Source organism: Bacillus sp. A260, assembly GCF_009861435.1.
In the GTDB taxonomy this organism is placed as follows: Bacteria; Bacillota; Bacilli; order Bacillales; family Bacillaceae_G; genus Bacillus_A; species Bacillus_A cereus.
The window spans coordinates 3,274,417-3,293,763 of the sequence record NZ_CP046398.1 but is presented as its reverse complement, the minus strand read 5'-3'; the positions used below and the strand labels follow the sequence as shown (position 1 = coordinate 3,293,763).

Below are 19,347 nucleotides of genomic sequence, written 5' to 3'. Positions count from 1 at the left end.
TAAATAATGCAAAAACGTATTGTACATTTTGAAGGAATGGTTGTATTTTTAGCCACGATTTATATGTATTCAATATATGAGTTTAGTTGGATTATATTTTTTGTATTCCTTTTAGCACCGGATCTATCAATGTTAGCATATGGGATTAATAATCACGTTGGTGCGAAAATATATAATGTATGTCACACATATATCATATCCATATTAATTGTTCTAATAGGTGTCTATTTTAAGATAGATACCGTTATAATGATTGGCTTAATATGGACGGCACATATTGGAATGGATCGAATGTTTGGATATGGATTGAAATATGAGACGGATTTTAAGGATACTCATATTCAGAGGTTATAAGAAAAAGTATTCATATTTACAGCGGGTCTATTAAAATATTGAACAAAATTCAGTGAATGAATTTCGTTCAATTGTTGAGAAATATATATAGATAGATATAAATAATCGAATTATGTTATTTTTATGATAATTAAAAGAAGGAGAGTGGATTTGATGAATATACAAATCACTGGCAATGAATTAATTAATAAGATGCTGAATGATTGGTATCGAGATATTAGAGCTCAACGTATAAGTGAAGCAAAAAAATTAAAAGAAGAGATCGATAAAAAGCTTTATATTATCGAATCAGATATAAAGGTTTCATTTCACTATTATCTGTTAGAATTTCGATATAAAGTGCTAATAGATGGTTTAGGTAATTTGAAAAAAGCTTTTGATAAAATAGATGCATTGCCTAAACCAAATGATGAATATTCTAATTATTATTATTATTTATTCAAAGCCATTCATTATACAATTCTTACTAATTATAGTGAAGCTAGCAACTATTTTGAAAAAGCTGAAGGGTTATTAGAGCATATTTCAGATGAAATTGAATATGCAGAGTTTAATTATAGAGTTGCTATATTAAAATACCACTTGCATTACGCATATTCAGCTATTGAATACGCTTCAAAAGCAAGAGATATCTTTGTTAAACAAGCAGGGTATGAAGTGAACATAGCGCTGTGCGAAAATATATTAGGATTATCTTTTTCGGAATTAAAGCAGCATGATAAAGGTGAGGAATATATTGCGTCAGCAATAAACATTTTACAAAAAAATGATGCTGAAATGTTAGTATTAAGAATCAGACATAATTTAGGTTTATTGTATGCGAGTCAAAATCTTTCAGTTTTAGCAATTAGACACTTATCTGAGGTTTCTAAAAAAATGCCTACTCATTATAAGGCAATCTTTTTAGAGGCAAGAGAATATTATAAATTAGGTGAAATAGAAAAAGCGAAGGAATTAATTGAAAGTGGATTGAAGGTTTGTGAGGAATTAAAAAATGATGAATATAGATATCACTTTTTAATTCTAAAGGGATTTTGTCAGCATTTAGAGGTAGAAAAAATAGAAAAAATTATTCTCGAAGGTTTTTCTTACTTTGAAAGAAAGAATTTATCGGAGTATATTCACGAATATACTGAAAGTCTGGCATTAGAGTTTCATAAAGTAGGTAATATAGAAAAAGCAGAAAAGTATTTTTTTATGAGTTATGAAATAAAAAAGAGAATATTTGAAAAAGAAGCATTGAAATAAAGAAAAAACTTGGATTATCTATAATGGGAATAGCAGCTGGAGTTATGGGGTTTTATGGTAGAAGGTCTTTGTAATAAATTAGCTCAAAGTGGATATGGTGGAACGTTTATAATTATAAAACCTAATGAAAATCCATATGCTGTCTCTGAAGATACAACGATGCCTGCAAAACAAATCTTCTATTGAACGTGGGTAATTAAACAAGTCACAAATTATAATTTGTGACTTGTTTAAGGTTGGATACTAAATGTGTTGCTTTCAATATTGAAAGCAACTTTTAAGTTTGTGATTAATAGTTAACTTAATAAATTTTTGGGTTAAAATAAAAACAAATTTTTAATCAAGTGCCACAAAAAGTACGATAAGGGCGATTCGTCGGTGCAGGTGGAATGCAGTATTCTTCTTGATCTGTAGAATACGCATAAGGGTTTGATAAAGCTTCAAGAAGTTTCTCCATTACGCTATAGTCGTCATTTGTAACAGCTGCTTCTAATGCTTCTTCTACACGGTGGTTCCTCGGGATGATTGATGGGTTATTATTTTTCATCATCTCGTAGGCGTTTTCTTTCGATTGTTCTTGTCTGTCTAATCGAGATTGCCACAGTTTGTACCATTCTTTAAATTCAGGACTTTCAAATAGAGCTGTATTTTCGATAGCATCAAGAGTTAATGAACGGAATGTATTTGTGTAATCCGCTTTATATTTCTCCATCATTTTTAAAAGTTGCTCAATAAGTGAGTGATCTTGTTCTTCGTTGCTAAATAGTCCTAATTTCTTTTTCATTCCAAGGAACCACTGTTTTTCATACTGTACGCTAAATTTCGAAATTTCGTCTTGAGCGATTTTTAATGCTTCTTCTTCATCTTCGTGCAGAATTGGTATTAAAGATTCAGCTAGTCGTGCGAGATCCCATGCGGCCATATATGGTTGATTTCCATATGCATAACGACCTTGTGTGTCAATAGAGCTAAATACAGTTCCTTGGTCGTAATTGTCCATAAATGCACAAGGACCGTAATCAATTGTTTCGCCACTGATCGTTATATTGTCAGTGTTCATTACGCCGTGAATAAATCCAACAAGTTGCCATTTTGCGATAAGACTGGCTTGTCTTTTAATGACTTCTTGTAGTAATGCAGTATATTGGTTTTCATGAGATTCAATTTCTGGGTAATGCCTTTTTATCGTATAGTCAGCTAGTGATTTCAGGTCCTCTATTGAACCACGAGCTGCAGCATATTGAAATGTACCGACGCGAATATGGCTACTAGCTACTCTAGTTAAAATTGCTCCAGGTAACTTTGTTTCACGATAGGTTGGTTCACCGGTTGTGACAACTGCTAAACTGCGGGTAGTTGGAATATCGAGTGCATACATTGCTTCGCTAATAATATATTCACGTAGCATCGGACCGAGTGCAGCACGGCCATCTCCTCGGCGTGAATAGGGAGTAGGGCCAGAACCTTTCAGTTGAATATCGAAACGCTCACCTGAAGGAGTAATTTGTTCGCCAATTAAAAGAGCACGACCGTCGCCTAACATATTAAAATGTCCGAATTGATGGCCAGCATATGCTTGAGCTAATGGATGAGCTCCTTCTGGGAGTGCATTACCAGCGAAAATAGCAATTTCAGCTTCCTTTTTCAGTTCTTCAGGGGTCAAGCCAAGAGATATCGCTAATGAATGGTTTAGTTTAACTAACTCCGGTGAGCTTACGGGAGTAGGGGGGATTTCTGTATAAAATGATTGTGGTAAAGTCGTATAACTATTATCTAAATTCCAACCTGTTTCATTATTTTTAGTCATTGTATCTCCTCCTTTTTGTATTTTAAGTTATGTATTTGTACGTATGTATTCTTTGTAAAGTTAACTAAAAGTATAATATAATATTTCCCCTTGCAATCTATTGTAAGGACTTCATTGCACTATGTCTATTTAACAGCAAATTTAAAACCTCCATTTTAAGAAAATGGAGGTTTTATTATTATTTAATTTTTACAATTATTTTTCCTTTTGCTCTTCCAGACTCTGAATATTCCATTGCTTTTTGCGCATCTTCAAAAGGGAAAACTCGATCGATTACCGGTTTAATTTTTCCGGCTTCAATATAGTTTGCAATAGTACGTAAGTGATCCCCGCTTGGCTTCATAAATAAAAATGAATATTGAGCATTATGCTTTTTTTCAAGTGCAGTAAGTTTTTTACTGGCTAATGAAAATAAGAGAGTTTTAAAGAATCCTGAACCAAATTCTTTACCGAAGCGAGCATTCGGCATACCTGAAACGGAAACAATGTTTCCTCCGCTTTTTATAATATTGAATGATTTTTCAAGTGTTGCACCGCCGATTGTATCAAATACCGCATCATAATTTTTTAGTATATCTTCAAATTTTTCTGTTTTGTAATTAATAATTCCATCTGCGCCAAGAGACGTTACTAAATTTGCACCAGCTTCACTAGCAGTCGTTGTAACAGTAGCACCCATTATTTTTGCTAGCTGAATAGCGAAAGTACCAACACCACCGGATCCAGCGTGAATTAAAATCTTTTGTCCTTTTTGTAATTGCATGATGTCATGTAAAGCTTGATAGGAAGTTAAGCCAACGAGTGGAATCGAAGCCGCTTCCTCAAAACTTAGATTTTTTGGTTTTAAAGCAATATCATCTTCATGAATGGCTATATACTCCGCGAAAGTACCAATCTTATTTTTTCTTGGACGAGCATATATTTCATCACCGACTTTAAAACGAGTCACTTTTGATCCAACCTTCGTGATGACACCGGAAAAGTCATTCCCAAGGATTAGAGGCATTTCATATTTCAGTAACATTTTTACTTTTCCGTCGCGTATTTTAAAATCAATTGGGTTAATACTAGCTGCATGAATTTCTGCGAGCACTTCATACTCATTAATTTCAGGAGTAGGTACCTCTGCCATACGCATTGGGACTTTTCCATATCTATCAATTATCATTGCTTTCATTTCTTATACCTCCAAGTTTTAATAAAAGTTTTGCAATAGCTTCTCAATATCTAATACAAGATTTTTTAATAAACCTAATTTTGTACGTATATCAATATAATAAAAATTCTTTGTACCTTCTTTTCTCATTAAAATAATGCCAGCTTCTCGTAAAATCTTAAGGTGATGTGATACTGCTGGACGGGAAAGGTGTGTTTGCTTCGTGATTTCTCCTACACGTAATCCTGTTTGACATTCCGTTTCCATTAGCACTAATAAAATAGCTTGACGCGTTTCATCACCAATTGCCAATAATACTTTTTGAGAATCAATAAAATCTTTCTTTATAATATTTAATTGTTCTTGTTTATTCATTTCAATCACTTTGCCTCCAGGTAATTAGTCGAAAGGTTTAAGATGATGAACCATTACTTCGATACGGTAATGCTACATGATTGTTGTATGAGGTGCAATATTGAGAAAGAAAATCGAGACGAATGAATTTTTTATTATTGAAAATTATAGGGAGATAGAAAAGGGATTGGAAGGACTACATAACACAATAGATGAGGTTTTAAAAACAAAAAATGATGTAACAATAAAATAAGCGGTCGTAACCTTGTATAATCCATAAGGTTACGACCGCTTATAATGTTTGTATTATTTTTGAATTTTACGATAGAACATGGTTCAACGTAAAGTACGTTCTTTTGTTTTACACTTTCATACAGACACAATTCAGGTGGATTATAGATGTATGAAAAGGTAAAAGGAATTTTGGGGCGTAATCTATCTACATGATAATTCAAAATGAAATATAAGTCTATATTTTAATGTTTTTTTTGATTATATTTATGTCACTGAGCTCAGAACAATGATTTGGAGGGGAAATATATGAAATCGAATTATGTACCAGTTTTAATTGTTGGAGGGGGATTATCTGGGTTAGCGTCTGCGTTATTTCTTGCAAAACATAACATTGAGTACTTACTTATTGAAAGGCATCCGTCTACTGCCATTCATCCGAAAGCAGGCGGTCTTACTTTACGTACAATGGAGTTATTTCGAGAATTAGGCTTGGAAAAAAGAATTAAATTGGCAGGTAAAGCATTAGAGAACTGCCGAGGAAGAATAGCGGTTCATACAATAGCTGAGGCGAATAAAGAAGAATTGGAACAAATGAGAGCGACGCAATACAGAAACGATGAAGAGTTACTTCAAAAAATAGAAAAGATTAGTCCATCAAAACAAACTGCATTTTATCAAATTATTTTAGAAGAGATGATGTTACAAGAAGCGAAAACATTAGGCGGGCAACTATCTTTTTATCATGAATTAGTTTCATTTGAACAAAATGAAAACGGGGTAAAAGCAAAGATTCGAAATCGTGAAACAGAAAAAGAAAGTGTCATACATTGTGACTATGTAATTGCAGCAGATGGAGCGAAAAGTAAAATACGTGAGCAGTTAGGGATTAAAACTGAGGGGCGTGGAACCATTGGTGGCTATTATATGAATATTTATTTTGAAGCAGACTTAAGTGAGTTTATACAAGGAGACGCATTCGGTTTTTCTATGGTACTTCATCCAGAGGTTCTTGGTGCACTGATCCCAGTAGATAACGTAAAAAAATGGATTTACCATGTAGCCTACGCTCCATTAAAAGGAGAGGGACCAGAGGATTTCACGATGGAACGTTGTAAACAAATTATTGAAATAGCAATTGGAAGTACAAATGTTGAGTCAGAAATATTAAGTGTTTTACCGTGGGAAGCGGCCGAAAGTACAGCAATGAAATTTCAAGGAAATCGAGTCTTTCTAGTTGGAGATTCAGCACATATTATGCCGCCAACAGGCGGATTTGGTTCAAATACAGGAATACAAGATGCGCATAACTTAGCTTGGAAATTAGCGGCTGTTATAAAAGGGAAGGCAAAACCAAAATTGTTAGAAACATATCATGAAGAGAGACACTCTGTTGCAAAATTAACGACAGCTTATGCAAGTAGTTTACTGTTTCGTGCTGCGAATAGAGAGGAAGGCAGTTTGAATAATATGGATGGTTTAGCTGTTACAGTTGGATATCAGTATTGTTCAGAGGCAATTATAGATGATTCAGTCACTCCGCATAGAATGGATAGCATAGAGTTGAACGGAAGACCTGGAACGCGCGCGCCACATTTATGGGGAACGTATGAAGGGAAGAAAGTTTCTACATTAGACTTATTCGGTAACAGTTTTGTATTACTTACAGGAGTAGAAAATAGTTCTTGGGCTGAGGCAGCACATGCTGTTTCAGCTAAATTAGGAATAAATATAAAAGGGTATCGTGTTGGCTTAAGTGGAGACTTTGTTGTTCCAGAAGATATTTTTAGCAAATTATATGGTATAGAGAATGGAGGTGCTGTATTAATTAGACCAGATGGCTTTATCGGATGGCGTTCGGAAAAAACGGTAGTAAATCCAGATATAGTATTGGAAGAGGTAATGAGAAATTTATTATGTGATTTTTAAGTAACTACAGAAATATTGTTTTATGTGCTTCACTCTACTGAAAAAAATATTCACAAATTTCAATAGGTTTGATATGATTAAATTCGACAAGTTAATAGAGGCCGGAGATATTTGAGAAAAGCCATAAATTTATTTAGGGACACAGGAGTGTAGCCTAAATAATTTATGGCTTTTTTTATTGAATGAACCGTACAAAATAGGGAGTTACATGTGAAAAGGAGGGCTATAGGAATTAAATAGGATAATACTAGTTTTCTATATTAATAATATAGAGAAAGTATATTTGTAAGATTGGAATTTTAATATAGGTTTATAAAAATATTGAAAGTGTGTCTTCTATTTCGTGTAAATCTCATTAGCTTGTTGAAATTTGCAACGTAGGAAGGGTTAGAAGGATGAGAAAGATTATTAGCGTTTTAGTTATTTTCTTTATGACGGGGAGCATCTTTGCTGGGGGAGCTGTTCATGCGAAAGCAGAAGGAAAGCATGAATGGAATACGAATAAGTTTTTAAATATTGCACATCGCGGAGCAAGTGGACATGCACCTGAGCATACTTTTGCTTCTTATGATTTAGTGAAAAAAATGAAAGCGGATTATTTAGAGTTAGACATTCAATTAACAAAGGATGGCCAATTAATTGCAATGCATGATACAGCAGTTGATCGCACTACAAATGGAACAGGCGAAGTACGCGATAAAACGTTAAGTGAAATAAAGAGTTTAGATGCTGGATCATGGTTTAATAAAGCGTATCCAGAAAAGGCTAAGCAAGAGTATGTTGGGCAAAAGGTTCCAACTCTTGAAGAAATCTTCCAAAAGTATGGAAGAAGTATGAAGTATTATATTGAAACAAAATCACCAGATGTGTATCCAGGAATGGAAGAGAAATTGTTGGCGTTGTTACAAAAATATAATTTAGTAGGTCAAAACATGTCTTCTAGCCGTGTTATGATTCAATCATTTAGTAAAGATAGTTTGAAAAAGATTCATAGTATGAATGAAAATATTCCATTAGTTCAATTGCTTTGGTATTATCCAAATGAAAACAATGAAATTGTTGAATGGTCTGGCATTACACAGGAACCGAAAAGTGTAACAAATGATGATTTTCAAGAAATTAAAAAGTATGCAGCTGGTATTGGACCAAACTTACGTAATGATAACGGGGAACTAATTATTGATGAGTCCTATATGAAAATGGCTAGGAAAAATGGACTGTTAATTCACCCTTATACAATTAATGAGAAACCAGATATGAGACTGTTAATCAAATGGGGTGCTACAGGAATGTTTACAAATTATCCGGATCGATTACATAGTGTATTGAAGGGAAAATAAGTGAAAAAGGGTATACCAGTGTTTTAGGTATACCCTTTTTAATCTAACTCCCCGATAAACGTAATCTCTTTTTCATAGCATTCATCTGCATCATAAATAATTTCTTGAAAATGAAGCGTTTTGAAGGAATGACAAACTGACATTTCCCATGTCTCCCAAAAATCAATTTCATTTGAAAGAAGAATCCATTTTTGAAATTCACTATCTCTATTAAAGAAATTATGAAAGTAGTCCTCATTTTTAAATATAATGATTTGCGAATCCCACAAATTATTTATAGAAATCAAAACAACAACTCGATATGTATGTGTATCGCTCGGTTTCATATTTATTAAATGATTTGCTTGATTTAATAAGGTTTGAATACATAACCGTTTTACTTTTCTAGGTGTTTTACGAGAGTCAATAAAAGCTTGCGAAACTGGCAATAGCATATTCCAATATTCATTGTTATAGAAAGTAGAAGGGAACGTTTTTGTATGTTCCTCAATTCGCTTTATCATAGTGTTTGTTTTTCGGTTCATACCACGTATTTTCTTTTCACGCATTGTGAGTCATCTCCATAAATTTTTGTAATGCAGCAGAGTGATATATATCTTTTCTAGTAATAAAAGTAGTAGGAACTTTTTTGAAGCTATTTGGTAAAGGATTGAATGATATGTCATGTTTATGACCACTTAAAATAGACTTCATCATAATTGCTATGCCCATACCTGATTTTACACATGCGAGAATCGCTTCAATTGTTCCAAACTCTAATACTCGCTTAGGTGAAATTCCTTCTTCTTGAAGCCAATCTTGTAATAAATTTCTATAATAGCACCCATGACTAAATGCAAGTAAATTCATGTCTCCTATGTCTTTAAAGGAAGATAAAGGCTTTTTGCTAATGAGAACTAATTCTTCTTCACGAAATATATTTGTATGAAGTTCAGCATGCTGAGTAGAGCCAGCTATAAACGCTCCGTCCAGTTTTCGTTCTAGTACAAGCCTAATCAATTGTTCCGTCGTATTTGATTCTAAAATCAATTCGACTTTTGAGTATTTCTCATAATAGGCCGTTAATATAGATGGAAGTCTTACAGCGGTTGTAGATTCTGTACATCCAATTTTTAAAGTGCTTCTTGGTTCGATCCCATTACTTTGAACTGCTTTAACAGATTGATCCATTAAGTAGATAATTTGTTTGGCGTATGTTAATAAAATCTCACCGTTAGAAGTTAAAGTTACACCTTTTCCGTTTCGGTAAAATAAAGGCACACCTAATTCGTTTTCTAGTTGTTTCATACGCATTGTTACGCCAGACTGTACATAGTTTAAATTTTTAGCTGCGTGAGATATGTTTTTTTCTTTCGCAACTTCGTAAAATACAGTTAAATCTTTTATATCCAAGTATCATCCCTCCAGAAAAGGTATCATTTTTTTTGATGAATTACATGATAAATCTTTATTTTATATGATATCAGAACTTTCATACAATGGAAGGGGATGGAGGGATTATTGTGTTAATGGAAGAAAGGGTGAATAGTACTTATAAGTGGGTTATGTTAATTTTTGCGACGGTTGCTCAAACAACAGCGACACTTATAACGTATGGTGTTGGAGCGTTTGCTTTATTTTGGAAAGAAGAATATGCACTTACGAATACGGAGATTGGATTGTTAGTAAGTGTTGTAAATATAGGACCGCTATTTTGTATGCTTTTTGTCGGGCGGCTACTTGATCAATACAATGAAAAGTTGTTAATTTCGATAAGTTCATTTTTACTAGGAGGTTCGTTTTTACTGACTAATATGGTCAATGGATTTAATGGGTTACTCTTTGTGCTTTTATTAGTAGGAACGTTTTATAGTGTTTCGCAGCCAGGAGGAAGTAAGGTGATAATGAAGTGGTTCTCAAAAGAAAATCGCGGGTTAGCGATGGGGATTAGACAAGCCGGTATACCGATTGGTGGTACATTAGCGGGAGTATTGATCCCGTTTCTTACAATAAAATATAATATGGCCTATGCGGTAAATAGCATTGCATGCATTTGTATAATTGGAGGGTTTTTATTTTTTATATTTTATAAGGAACCATATATTCAAGAGAAAGTTAAACAAGAACGTAGTAAACTTTCTTTTTGGATGCAGTTAAAAGAAGTGATGTGTAAAAAAGAGTTGTATGCAATTTATATAACTGGCATTTGTATGATTTCATTGCAAATGGTGTTAGTTGCACACTTTATAAAATTTTTAGTATTGGAACAATCAATCACGCCAATTTTAGCTGGAAAAGTATTTTCCGTTATGTTCTTTTCTGGAATGGTTGGTAGGGTTATATTAGCAGCTACTAGTGATTTATTTTATAAGGAGAATAGGCGTACCCTCTTATTTATAACTGTTTGTATTTCTATTTTCTTCATTCTAATATTAGTAATGAGCATACATACAATAACGAATGTATTGTATGGTGTAAGTGCATTGTTAGGGTTCTTTGCAATTGGATGGTTTAGCCTTTTCATAACTGAAGTTGCGGAATCAGCAAGTGAAGAATCGGTAGGGATGACAGTGAGTTTTGCACTTACATTAAATCAAATTGCCATTATTGCTGCGCCTGCTTTATTTGGTTATATTGTAGATAAGAAGGGATATACGTATGCGTGGTTATGCATAGTTGTATTACTAACTATTTCAGCGGTTAGCTTATATAGGAAGTATAGAAAATGAAGGAATGTTAGCAATGTAAATTTTTTATGAAGAAAGTCTAAAGAAATGTTGAATGAGCGACATTTCTTTTTTTATTTGTTGTATAATCAAAATGTAAATGAGATTCGTTTTCAATTTCGTTTATTACCTCTTTTGAAATTACCTGTAATTTTAGCCATAATTAGCTGTTTTTCTTTATCGTTATTTGCATGATTTATTTTATTTAAAAATTTTTCAGCATCATTTCCTTTTAATACCATAATCTGTTTTCCGTAATATTCAATTAATACCATGTTATTTTTTGTTATCCGATAATGAAACATCTTATCATCTAAACGATTGCGTTTATCGGTGTTTTTCATAGTACATCTCCATTCTTTTTAGTATGTAACAAATGTTACAAAAGAATTTGAAATTATAGTGTAATGCATCCGATTGTATGTTGGAAATTTTGCAAGAAAGAAATACAATAGAGAGTAGTCAAAATTGAAAATGAGAAAAAGGAATCTAGTTTTAACAGAGTGAATATTAAATAATATTATAATATACTTGATAATTAAAAGATATAAAATAGAATGGATGTACGTTAAGTGAAACTAGATAAAAGAGGGTTCCTAGTATGTTAAAGAAATGGTTAATCGTTTTCTTTATTTTTGCAGTTTTTTGTGGAAGTATTGTTACACTAATACATGCAAATAAAGGAAAAAAATATGATGCAAAGGCATTTTCTAATGTAAATAGTAAGCAAAAAGATGTTAAGCAGGAAATTGATGCGAATGAGAAAAAGCGTTATGAAATTGCAGCTGGAAAACTAGATCAGTACTTAAAAGATAAAGGGTTTAATGGGAGTGTTCTTGTAGCAAGTAAAGGTCATGTAATTTTACGAAAAGGCTACGGTTATGCGAATGTGAAAGATCAAGTATTAACAACGCCAAGAACGAAATATCGCATTGGCTCTATTACGAAAACAGTTGTTGCAATATCTATTATGCAACTAAAAGAAAAAGGGAAGTTGAACATTGAAGACAATGTAAATAAATATATCCCATCGTTTCCGGCAGATAAAAACATTACGTTACGAAACTTGTTAACACATACGTCTGGATTACCAGAACAGGGACAAGGTAGTGTTGACGCAGCATCACGGTTAAAATTAGTAACGTGGATTGGGGCACAAACGTTACAATTTCCAGCAGGGACAGGATGGAAATATACAGATTATAATTATATGGTGCTTGCATATATTGTAGAAAAAATATCGAATAAACCACTTGCTGAATATGTGAAAGAAAATATTTTGACTCCCGTTGAAATGAATGAATCTGGAATGGGCGCAACACTTCCAGAAGATATTTTCTTAGCAGAAGGGTATACGAAAAAAGATAATAAGTTAATAGCCACGCCGCGCTTAAAAATGAACTGGCTGTATGGTTGTGGTGAAATGTATACGACTGTTGAAGATATGAAAAAATTAGATGAAGCTATTATGGATGGTAAACTACTTTCTAAACAAAGTGTATCAGATATGTTTTCTGCATCACCTGCAAGAAAATATGGATTTAGTTTCTATATTTACCCAGATTATTATCATAACCACGGTGTATTAGCTGGCTGGAACACTTTTAATAATTTTAACTGGGATAAACGAACGTTTGTCATATTATTTTCTAACGTCCAAAATGGTATGAATGACGCATTTAATCAAGAATTTAGGAAAATGGCGAATGATTTAATAGAAGGAAAGTAATTATAAAAAAATCGGTATTGATATGTAATTATCAATACCGATTTTTTTATTTTGTAAAGTTTTACTTACTGAATAAAGTGAAACTTTAATCAGCAGGGCCCCACCTAACTTCTTTGCTTTCGCTGAATTTTGAGGTGGGGGTCTTACTGCCCACAAATGGCGGGATAAATAGGTAAAAAAGGTGATTGGCATTTGAATAAATCTAAATAGGTAGTTAAATGATAAGTAATGCAAAGAACAATTGGTAATTTTTACATTGATAAAAAAGCTTGAGCTTCACACTATGTGAAGCTTTACAGTATTGGAGACAAGAACAGGAGGTTGGAAAAATGAAAAAAGCAATAAAGTTTTGTTTAATAGCTACATTATCTACAACGATTATTAGTGGATGCTCTTTTGAGGGTAACAATGAAAATGTTAAAGGGAAAGAAGGAGAAAAAGTAGAGGTACAGAAAAATGCTGGGAAATATACGATGCCAGATGAAAAAGATAAACATGAAGGTACATGGCTGCAATGGCCACATGAATACACATATGGTGAAGAGTATAAGCAGGAAGTTGAACCTATTTGGGTTAAGATGGCAAGTGCTTTAACTGAGGGTGAGAAAGTTCACATTGTTGCATATGACCAGGAAGAAAAGGAGAGAATCAATAAGCTTTTAACAGATGAAGGGTTAAATATGGAGAAGATTGATTTCTTTATCGCGCCTACTGATGATGTATGGGCAAGGGATAGTGGACCAATTTTTGTTTATGACAGCAACAAAAATCTCAAAATATTAGATCCAGTATTTAATGGTTGGGGGAAGAAGACACCTTATAAAAATGATGCTCAAATACGTAAGAATGTTAGTAAACAATCAGGAATTGAAAGAATTGATTGGGGGAAATTTGTCCTTGAAGGCGGCGCAATTGAATTAGACAGCAATGGGACTGCTTTATTAACTCGAAGTGCGGTAACGAATAAAAATAGAAATCCTGATTTATCAGAAAAGGAAATTGAAAAATATATAAGTGACCTTGGGGTATCAAACTTTATTTGGTTAGACGGAGTACCTAATTTAGATATTACGGACTTTCATATTGATGGATTTGCTAAATTCCATAATAAATCTACCATTGTAACGATGAAAGAAGATGACCTAGCTGAATGGGGTTTATCTAATAAAGATATGGATACATTGTTAGATGCCAAAAATGCTTCAGGACAGAAATATAAGTATGAATACTTGCCGCTTAGTAAAGAAAAGGTTGCTTTAGAGAATGGAAAAACTCTCGATTATAAGGGATCGTATATCAATTATTATATTGGGAATACAGTTGTATTAGTGCCTAATTATAATGATCCGAATGATAAAATCGCAAACGATACGATTCAGAAGTTATACCCAGATCGTAAAGTAGTCGGTATTGATGTGAGGGAGTTGTATAAAAACGGCGGTATGATACATTGTGTGACACAACAACAACCAATTGCATTGAAGTAATTAATTGTAATTTCGTTGTGCTGCTATATAGACAAAATAGGTGAAATCTTATCTTTACCTATTTTGTCGTTCCTTATTATTTGTAAAAATAAAAATTAAATATAATGATAATTGAATTGTAGTGTATGTTCGCTTTTCGTTTTATATGGTAAAGGAGAAAAATGTTTGTGTTAAAGAATTTTAAAATAGTGTTTTCGTATTTCCCTATCGTTTTACAGTACATTTTAAATGTAGCTTTAATTTGCTTAGGGGTTGTTCTAAGTGTATTTCTTATGAAAGAAGTCATTCAGTTTATACAAGAACTGAAATTGGATGGTAATGAATCTAGTTATCATTTAATTGATAGTATCGTCGTATTCTTTCTGTACTTCGAATTCATCGTAATGATTATAAAGTATTTTCAAATGAATTTTCATTTTCCATTACGATATTTTATATATATAGGTATAACAGCTATTGTTCGTCTTATTATTATAGATCACGATAGTCCGTTAGATTTATTGTTATATGCCTGTGCAATCTTTGTATTAATTAGTGCGTTGTTCATTGCGAATTCTAAAATGATGCGTCGAGATTTAGAATAGTGAACATTTGTTGTTGAATTAAATAAGATATTTTATCTTTTTGAAAAAAGGAGTAACGGTATTGAAAGAAATAATCTTAACCAGCCTCATAATGATAGGGTTTATGATTCTATTATTTAATTGTATACTTTCATGATTTAAAAGAATAAAAGGTTAATAGAGAAAGAGGTTTTTGTAAATATGGTTCATTACAATAATCAAAATAGTTTACATCAAATATTTACATTAAAAGGGACAATTATAAGAGATATTTTCCCGCAAATCGTATTATATACGTGTATTTCAACGATAGTAGCTGTGATTAATTATTACTATACAGAAATAAATATAAATCAGACTCCTTGGGTAATCGTCGGAGGAGCTTTAGGATTACTATTAGTGTTTCGTACGAATACTGCCTATGATCGGTACTGGGAAGGTAGAAAGCTCTTTGGCACGATTGGTGCTTGTACTAGAAATTTAGCAATTAGTTTTTTATGTCATTGGGATTCTAAAGGGAAGAGTATGGAGCAGGAAAAAATAAAATTTTTACATTTATTAATTGCATTTCCAAAGTTAGCGAAAGGACACTTGAGAGAGGAAAAAAATCTATCTGAAGTGAAATCATTGCTCGCTGTCTGTTCTGAGAAGGAAAAAGCACTTTTGGTTGAGTCCAATCATTTACCGATTAGTATAGTTTTTATGTTGAAAACTATACTATCAAAAGGTTTGAAAACGGGGCAAATTCATCCAAATGCGATAATTAGTATGGAAATGGATTTGAATACGTTACTTACATCTGTGGGTGGATGTGATCGTATCAAAACAACACCTATTCCTTTTGCATATTTTGCTCATATAAAAATTTTATTGATTATATTTTGTGCGACTTTACCGATTGGTCTTGTTGATAGTCTCGGATGGTTTACAGTACTTGCGACTACGTTTATAAGTTTTGCATTCATAGGTATTGAAGCAATAGGGGTTGAAATTGAAGATCCCTTTGGTCAGGATCCAAATGATCTTCCGCTAGAAGGAATTTGTATAGGAGTAGAAGCGCATTTAGTGAATTTATATAATCAAAACGATCTATTAGAAGTAATGGGTTTGAATCTTGATACAAAAATCATTTAATCATTTATTGTTGTTTTAAAATAGGTTATTTAAAAAACTTGTCAAGAGTCAATTTAAGGCTTAACGTCAGCTTTATATTTTTTATATAAATATATAATATTTCTCCATGCTATAATCCATTCATGAAATATACGCGGTTCATGAGTTGTAATGAAAAGAGAAATGAATTGAGGAATAGTTGGCTTTGTGAAATCAGTTATGTAACTACTATTAAAAAGCGAGGTAAATAATATGGAACAAAAACATAATGGGATTATTTTTACTGCAATACCAGACGAATCGAATGAATATTATCAACCATTTTATGAAGACTTGATTTACTTTAATGAATGTTTAAATAAAAAGAAATCAATTGCGGATCAACTTATATCTTTATCTGTTGAAGAACAAGACTTTCATACGAGCTGTTTTGAGTATGATGATATTTGGCTAAGAGATGTTGCACCGGTTGTCACAAATCATCTAGTTAAATTTAAATATCGACCAAATTATTTGCCAGATGATCAAGGGCGATATTTAGATCAACAGTTTAATAAATGGTTGAAAAAGAATGACTTTGAATATGTGAAATCCCCATTAATATTAGATGGTGGTAATCTTATTTGGAATAAAAAAGATACCGTAATATTAACAGAACGTATATTTGATGATAACGATGATTGGACAGAAGAGGAAATTATTGAGCAGTTAGAATGGGATTTAGATGTGAGCCGAGTTATTATTATTCCTGCTGAAGAAGGGGATGTACTAGCACACGCAGACGGAATGGTTAAATTTATTGATGAACATACAATGTTTATTAGTGATTTTTTAGGGGATCATGAATTTAGATATAGTGTTCAAGAGATTATTCAAGAACAAATGCCAGAAGCTGAATTTATAGTTGTTCCTTCATCATATACAGAGAAAGGACAATATGATCAAGAGATAGCATCAGCAAAAGGGTTGTATATAAATATGTTAGAATCATGTGATGCTCTTTATGTTCCTAAGTTTGGACTAGCTAAAGATGAGGAAGTTTTACGATATATTCAACAGTATACGGAGAAGCAAGTTATTCAAATTCATGTAGGAGAAATATCAACAATGGGAGGCGCAATGAATTGTTTAACGTGGTATTGTCCAAGCCATTTGTTACCTTCAAAAATGAGAAGATTAAAAAATCAGAATGAAGATTTTTCAATGAAGAAGATTTTTGATTGGTTTTAATAAATAAGTAATGAAAAGAAAATCTATTCAAGGAGTATTGATATGTATACCATCGCTGAGTTTTCTCGGATTTGTAAAATGAGTACGCGGATGTTAAGACATTATGACAAAGAGGAGATATTAAAACCGGCATATGTGAATCCGGTTAATGGGTATAGATATTATGAACAAGAGCAGCTGGAAGTAGCGTTGAAAATCAAAAAGTTAAGGGAGTATAAATTTCCTCTTCCAAAAATTAAAATTGTTTTGCAGTCATCAGATCAAGATTCGTTTGTTCAACATATACAATCACAAATTATCGAGTTGTCTCATGAAGTGAAGCAAAATTTACAGGTTATTTCAGAAATGAATGAAATGGTAAAGGTGAATAGTAGTCTAAATATTGCTCGTCATAGAAATTACGATATATTAATGGGAATGAGGAATGAAGTAACGATAATTACTCAAAGAGTAAAAATAGATATAGATGATATGGATGATTATTTTTATGACTTATATGAAGAGGTACAAAAAAATAATTTTCAAATAGTCGGTTCACCATCTGCAGTCTTTTATGATGAAGAATATATTCCAAGTAACAGTGATATTGAATTAAGAATCCCGGTTATGCAGGGGAATGATGAAGACGTAGCACAAGAGTATGAAATGAAACAACTAAGTCCACATCATATCGTTACTACTATGCATTATGGAAGTTACGACTATATAGGTTACGCTTATATAGCGTTAGAAGAATGGATTGAAAGAAATGGGTATGTGATAATTAATTCGCCATATGAGGTTTATATAAAGGGACCTGAATGTGATTGTTTAGCAGAAGAGTATGTGACACAAATTTGTTTTTTAGTTACGAAAATAGAATGAGAATAAGGATTGACATTAACATTATGTCAATCCTTATTCTACGTACGAAAGCAATTTATCATAATAAAAAGGCGAAATAAAGAGTCACCTTATAAAGTTGCTACAAGTAAATGAAGATATTCCTGTTGACCTTAACACGATGTCAAAGTATAGACTGTACGTACATTCATATAAGGGGTGAACACGTATGAGAAATATAGAAAATAGTTTGTTTTATATGCCTGCGGAATGGGAGAAACATGAAGGTACATGGCTCCAATGGCCACATGATAAAGCACATAGAGGTGAAGGTTATAGAGCTAAGTTAGATGATATTTGGATATCGATGGCAAAGGAGCTTCACTATGGAGAAAATGTCCATATTGTTGTATGTGATGAAGAAGAGAAAATACATGTCCAATCGAAGTTAATGGAAGCTAATGTAAATATGGATAAAATTGATTTCTTAATTCAAGAAACTGATGATATTTGGATAAGAGATAACGGACCAATCTTTGTAACGGATAAGGAAGGGAATCGCTGCCTAACGCACTGGATATTTAATGGTTGGGGAAATAAATATCCGTACGAAAAAGACGCTAATATTCCGAATAAAATAAGTGAAATGTATCGCATTCCAAAAGTTGAATCTAGTGTCTGTCTAGAGGGCGGGGGAATTGAGATAAACGGAAACGCGACCTTAATGGCGGCGAAAACGTCTATTATAAATGAAAATCGAAATCCCACACTAAGTCAGAAAGAAATTGAAATGGAATTAACGAAATATTTAGGAGTAACGAATTTTATATGGATAACTGGTATACGCGGAGAAGATAATTATGATGAAGATACGGATTATCATATTGATGGCGCGGCACGGTTTGTAAATGAAAATACGATATTGTATGAATATGATCCTTTCGGTGAAGGAGAGTCATATCTTTTGGAGGCGTACGAAAAGCATTATCAAGAATTGCGACAAGCAAGAAATATAGATGGCAAGCCATTTCAGCTCATTCCAGTACCAGTAACAAGAAAATTGGTAAAAGAAGCAGATTGTAAAGGATCGTACTTAAATTTTTACATTGGTAATGAAGTTGTATTGGTACCTATATACGGTGATGAACATGATAAATTAGGGCTTCAAATCATTGAAGGTCAATTTCCAGGGAGAAGAATTGTCGGTATATATGTTAACGAATTGTATGCATACGGTGGTATGATTCATTGTGTGACGCAGCAGCATATAGAATAGAGT

20 protein-coding genes are annotated in these 19,347 nt (G+C 32.8%); 14 read left to right on the top strand and 6 right to left on the bottom strand.

Annotated features, from left to right (window positions below):
* Positions 1-6 precede the first annotated feature (6 nt).
* The 3 genes from GD442_RS16575 to GD442_RS28280 all read left to right on the top strand — a co-directional run bounded on the left by GD442_RS16575 (position 7) and on the right by GD442_RS28280 (position 1,788).
* Positions 7-354, top strand: coding sequence for a DUF4260 domain-containing protein (locus tag GD442_RS16575; RefSeq protein WP_001172063.1), 348 nt, complete (start codon positions 7-9; stop codon positions 352-354).
* Positions 355-507: 153 nt separating this feature from the next.
* The gene (locus GD442_RS16570; RefSeq protein WP_001025499.1) at positions 508-1,602 is read left to right on the top strand and encodes a response regulator aspartate phosphatase; all 1,095 of its coding nucleotides are present in this window, start codon (positions 508-510) and stop codon (positions 1,600-1,602) included.
* A gap of 54 nt (positions 1,603-1,656) precedes the next feature.
* On the top strand, positions 1,657-1,788 hold the full coding sequence (locus tag GD442_RS28280; RefSeq protein ID WP_000229167.1) for a hypothetical protein: 132 nt from the start codon (positions 1,657-1,659) through the stop codon (positions 1,786-1,788).
* A 154-nt stretch (positions 1,789-1,942) separates the two neighbouring features.
* Here the strand turns inward: GD442_RS28280 and GD442_RS16565 are convergent, their stop codons facing one another.
* From GD442_RS16565 to GD442_RS16555, 3 genes are all read right to left on the bottom strand, one after another.
* On the bottom strand, positions 1,943-3,409 hold the full coding sequence (locus tag GD442_RS16565; protein ID WP_000164915.1) for a protein adenylyltransferase SelO: 1,467 nt from the start codon (positions 3,407-3,409) through the stop codon (positions 1,943-1,945).
* A 178-nt stretch (positions 3,410-3,587) separates the two neighbouring features.
* On the bottom strand, positions 3,588-4,586 hold the full coding sequence (locus GD442_RS16560; RefSeq protein ID WP_000646445.1) for an NADP-dependent oxidoreductase: 999 nt from the start codon (positions 4,584-4,586) through the stop codon (positions 3,588-3,590).
* 18 nt (positions 4,587-4,604) lie between these two features.
* Positions 4,605-4,949: an ArsR/SmtB family transcription factor gene (locus GD442_RS16555; RefSeq protein ID WP_000571870.1), complete on the bottom strand. Its 345-nt coding sequence runs from the start codon at positions 4,947-4,949 to the stop codon at positions 4,605-4,607.
* A gap of 91 nt (positions 4,950-5,040) precedes the next feature.
* On the opposite strand from GD442_RS16555, the gene GD442_RS28275 reads away from it, so the two are divergent.
* The 3 genes from GD442_RS28275 (at position 5,041) to GD442_RS16545 (ending at position 8,419) form a co-directional block, all read left to right on the top strand.
* A complete protein-coding gene (locus tag GD442_RS28275) occupies positions 5,041-5,172 on the top strand; it encodes a hypothetical protein (RefSeq protein ID WP_001227547.1) in 132 nt (43 codons plus the stop codon).
* 287 nt (positions 5,173-5,459) lie between these two features.
* Complete coding sequence (locus tag GD442_RS16550) at positions 5,460-7,079, top strand: FAD-dependent oxidoreductase (RefSeq protein WP_000841680.1); 1,620 nt, start codon at positions 5,460-5,462, stop codon at positions 7,077-7,079.
* Between the two features lie 395 nt (positions 7,080-7,474).
* A complete protein-coding gene (locus GD442_RS16545; protein WP_001226343.1) occupies positions 7,475-8,419 on the top strand; it encodes a glycerophosphodiester phosphodiesterase in 945 nt (314 codons plus the stop codon).
* A gap of 38 nt (positions 8,420-8,457) precedes the next feature.
* Here GD442_RS16545 and GD442_RS16540 read toward each other — a convergent pair whose 3' ends face one another.
* Positions 8,458-8,967: a DUF3916 domain-containing protein gene (locus tag GD442_RS16540; protein WP_001208351.1), complete on the bottom strand. Its 510-nt coding sequence runs from the start codon at positions 8,965-8,967 to the stop codon at positions 8,458-8,460.
* Positions 8,960-9,811 carry a LysR family transcriptional regulator gene (locus GD442_RS16535; RefSeq protein WP_000351697.1) on the bottom strand — a complete coding sequence of 284 codons (852 nt, stop codon included), beginning with the start codon at positions 9,809-9,811 and terminating at the stop codon, positions 8,960-8,962. Before GD442_RS16535 ends, GD442_RS16540 begins: the two co-directional genes overlap by 8 nt.
* A gap of 86 nt (positions 9,812-9,897) precedes the next feature.
* On the opposite strand from GD442_RS16535, the gene GD442_RS16530 reads away from it, so the two are divergent.
* Positions 9,898-11,127, top strand: a complete 1,230-nt coding sequence (locus GD442_RS16530; RefSeq protein WP_002041577.1) for an MFS transporter — start codon at positions 9,898-9,900, stop codon at positions 11,125-11,127.
* 110 nt (positions 11,128-11,237) lie between these two features.
* Here GD442_RS16530 and GD442_RS16525 read toward each other — a convergent pair whose 3' ends face one another.
* On the bottom strand, positions 11,238-11,468 hold the full coding sequence (locus GD442_RS16525; protein ID WP_000798795.1) for a hypothetical protein: 231 nt from the start codon (positions 11,466-11,468) through the stop codon (positions 11,238-11,240).
* Positions 11,469-11,725: 257 nt separating this feature from the next.
* Here GD442_RS16525 and GD442_RS16520 point away from each other — a divergent pair, with 257 nt between their 5' ends.
* From GD442_RS16520 to GD442_RS16490, 7 genes are all read left to right on the top strand, one after another.
* Complete coding sequence (locus tag GD442_RS16520; protein WP_000915192.1) at positions 11,726-12,853, top strand: serine hydrolase domain-containing protein; 1,128 nt, start codon at positions 11,726-11,728, stop codon at positions 12,851-12,853.
* A 329-nt stretch (positions 12,854-13,182) separates the two neighbouring features.
* Entirely contained in the window at positions 13,183-14,340 is a 1,158-nt protein-coding gene (locus GD442_RS16515; protein WP_000709186.1) for an agmatine deiminase family protein, read from the top strand.
* Between the two features lie 167 nt (positions 14,341-14,507).
* Positions 14,508-14,924: a phosphate-starvation-inducible protein PsiE gene (gene psiE, locus GD442_RS16510; protein ID WP_000916570.1), complete on the top strand. Its 417-nt coding sequence runs from the start codon at positions 14,508-14,510 to the stop codon at positions 14,922-14,924.
* A gap of 180 nt (positions 14,925-15,104) precedes the next feature.
* Positions 15,105-16,037: a bestrophin family protein gene (locus GD442_RS16505; protein WP_000233823.1), complete on the top strand. Its 933-nt coding sequence runs from the start codon at positions 15,105-15,107 to the stop codon at positions 16,035-16,037.
* A gap of 231 nt (positions 16,038-16,268) precedes the next feature.
* Entirely contained in the window at positions 16,269-17,246 is a 978-nt protein-coding gene (locus GD442_RS16500; RefSeq protein ID WP_000435526.1) for an agmatine deiminase family protein, read from the top strand.
* Between the two features lie 42 nt (positions 17,247-17,288).
* Positions 17,289-18,110: a MerR family transcriptional regulator gene (locus tag GD442_RS16495; RefSeq protein ID WP_000287978.1), complete on the top strand. Its 822-nt coding sequence runs from the start codon at positions 17,289-17,291 to the stop codon at positions 18,108-18,110.
* Between the two features lie 187 nt (positions 18,111-18,297).
* The gene (locus GD442_RS16490) at positions 18,298-19,344 is read left to right on the top strand and encodes an agmatine deiminase family protein (RefSeq protein ID WP_001244185.1); all 1,047 of its coding nucleotides are present in this window, start codon (positions 18,298-18,300) and stop codon (positions 19,342-19,344) included.
* Positions 19,345-19,347 lie beyond the last annotated feature (3 nt).

Bases quoted from the DNA above. Each gene is read 5' to 3' on its own strand.
- GD442_RS16575 (WP_001172063.1), top strand. From the start codon at position 7: ATGCAAAAACGTATTGTACATTTTGAAGGAATGGTTGTATTTTTAGCC.
- GD442_RS16570 (WP_001025499.1), top strand. From the start codon at position 508: ATGAATATACAAATCACTGGCAATGAATTAATTAATAAGATGCTGAAT.
- GD442_RS28280 (WP_000229167.1), top strand. From the start codon at position 1,657: ATGGTAGAAGGTCTTTGTAATAAATTAGCTCAAAGTGGATATGGTGGA.
- GD442_RS16565 (WP_000164915.1), bottom strand. From the start codon at position 3,409: ATGACTAAAAATAATGAAACAGGTTGGAATTTAGATAATAGTTATACG.
- GD442_RS16560 (WP_000646445.1), bottom strand. From the start codon at position 4,586: ATGAAAGCAATGATAATTGATAGATATGGAAAAGTCCCAATGCGTATG.
- GD442_RS16550 (WP_000841680.1), top strand. From the start codon at position 5,460: ATGAAATCGAATTATGTACCAGTTTTAATTGTTGGAGGGGGATTATCT.
- GD442_RS16545 (WP_001226343.1), top strand. From the start codon at position 7,475: ATGAGAAAGATTATTAGCGTTTTAGTTATTTTCTTTATGACGGGGAGC.
- GD442_RS16540 (WP_001208351.1), bottom strand. From the start codon at position 8,967: ATGCGTGAAAAGAAAATACGTGGTATGAACCGAAAAACAAACACTATG.
- GD442_RS16530 (WP_002041577.1), top strand. From the start codon at position 9,898: ATGGAAGGGGATGGAGGGATTATTGTGTTAATGGAAGAAAGGGTGAAT.
- GD442_RS16525 (WP_000798795.1), bottom strand. From the start codon at position 11,468: ATGAAAAACACCGATAAACGCAATCGTTTAGATGATAAGATGTTTCAT.
- GD442_RS16520 (WP_000915192.1), top strand. From the start codon at position 11,726: ATGTTAAAGAAATGGTTAATCGTTTTCTTTATTTTTGCAGTTTTTTGT.
- GD442_RS16515 (WP_000709186.1), top strand. From the start codon at position 13,183: ATGAAAAAAGCAATAAAGTTTTGTTTAATAGCTACATTATCTACAACG.
- GD442_RS16505 (WP_000233823.1), top strand. From the start codon at position 15,105: ATGGTTCATTACAATAATCAAAATAGTTTACATCAAATATTTACATTA.
- GD442_RS16500 (WP_000435526.1), top strand. From the start codon at position 16,269: ATGGAACAAAAACATAATGGGATTATTTTTACTGCAATACCAGACGAA.
- GD442_RS16495 (WP_000287978.1), top strand. From the start codon at position 17,289: ATGTATACCATCGCTGAGTTTTCTCGGATTTGTAAAATGAGTACGCGG.
- GD442_RS16490 (WP_001244185.1), top strand. From the start codon at position 18,298: ATGAGAAATATAGAAAATAGTTTGTTTTATATGCCTGCGGAATGGGAG.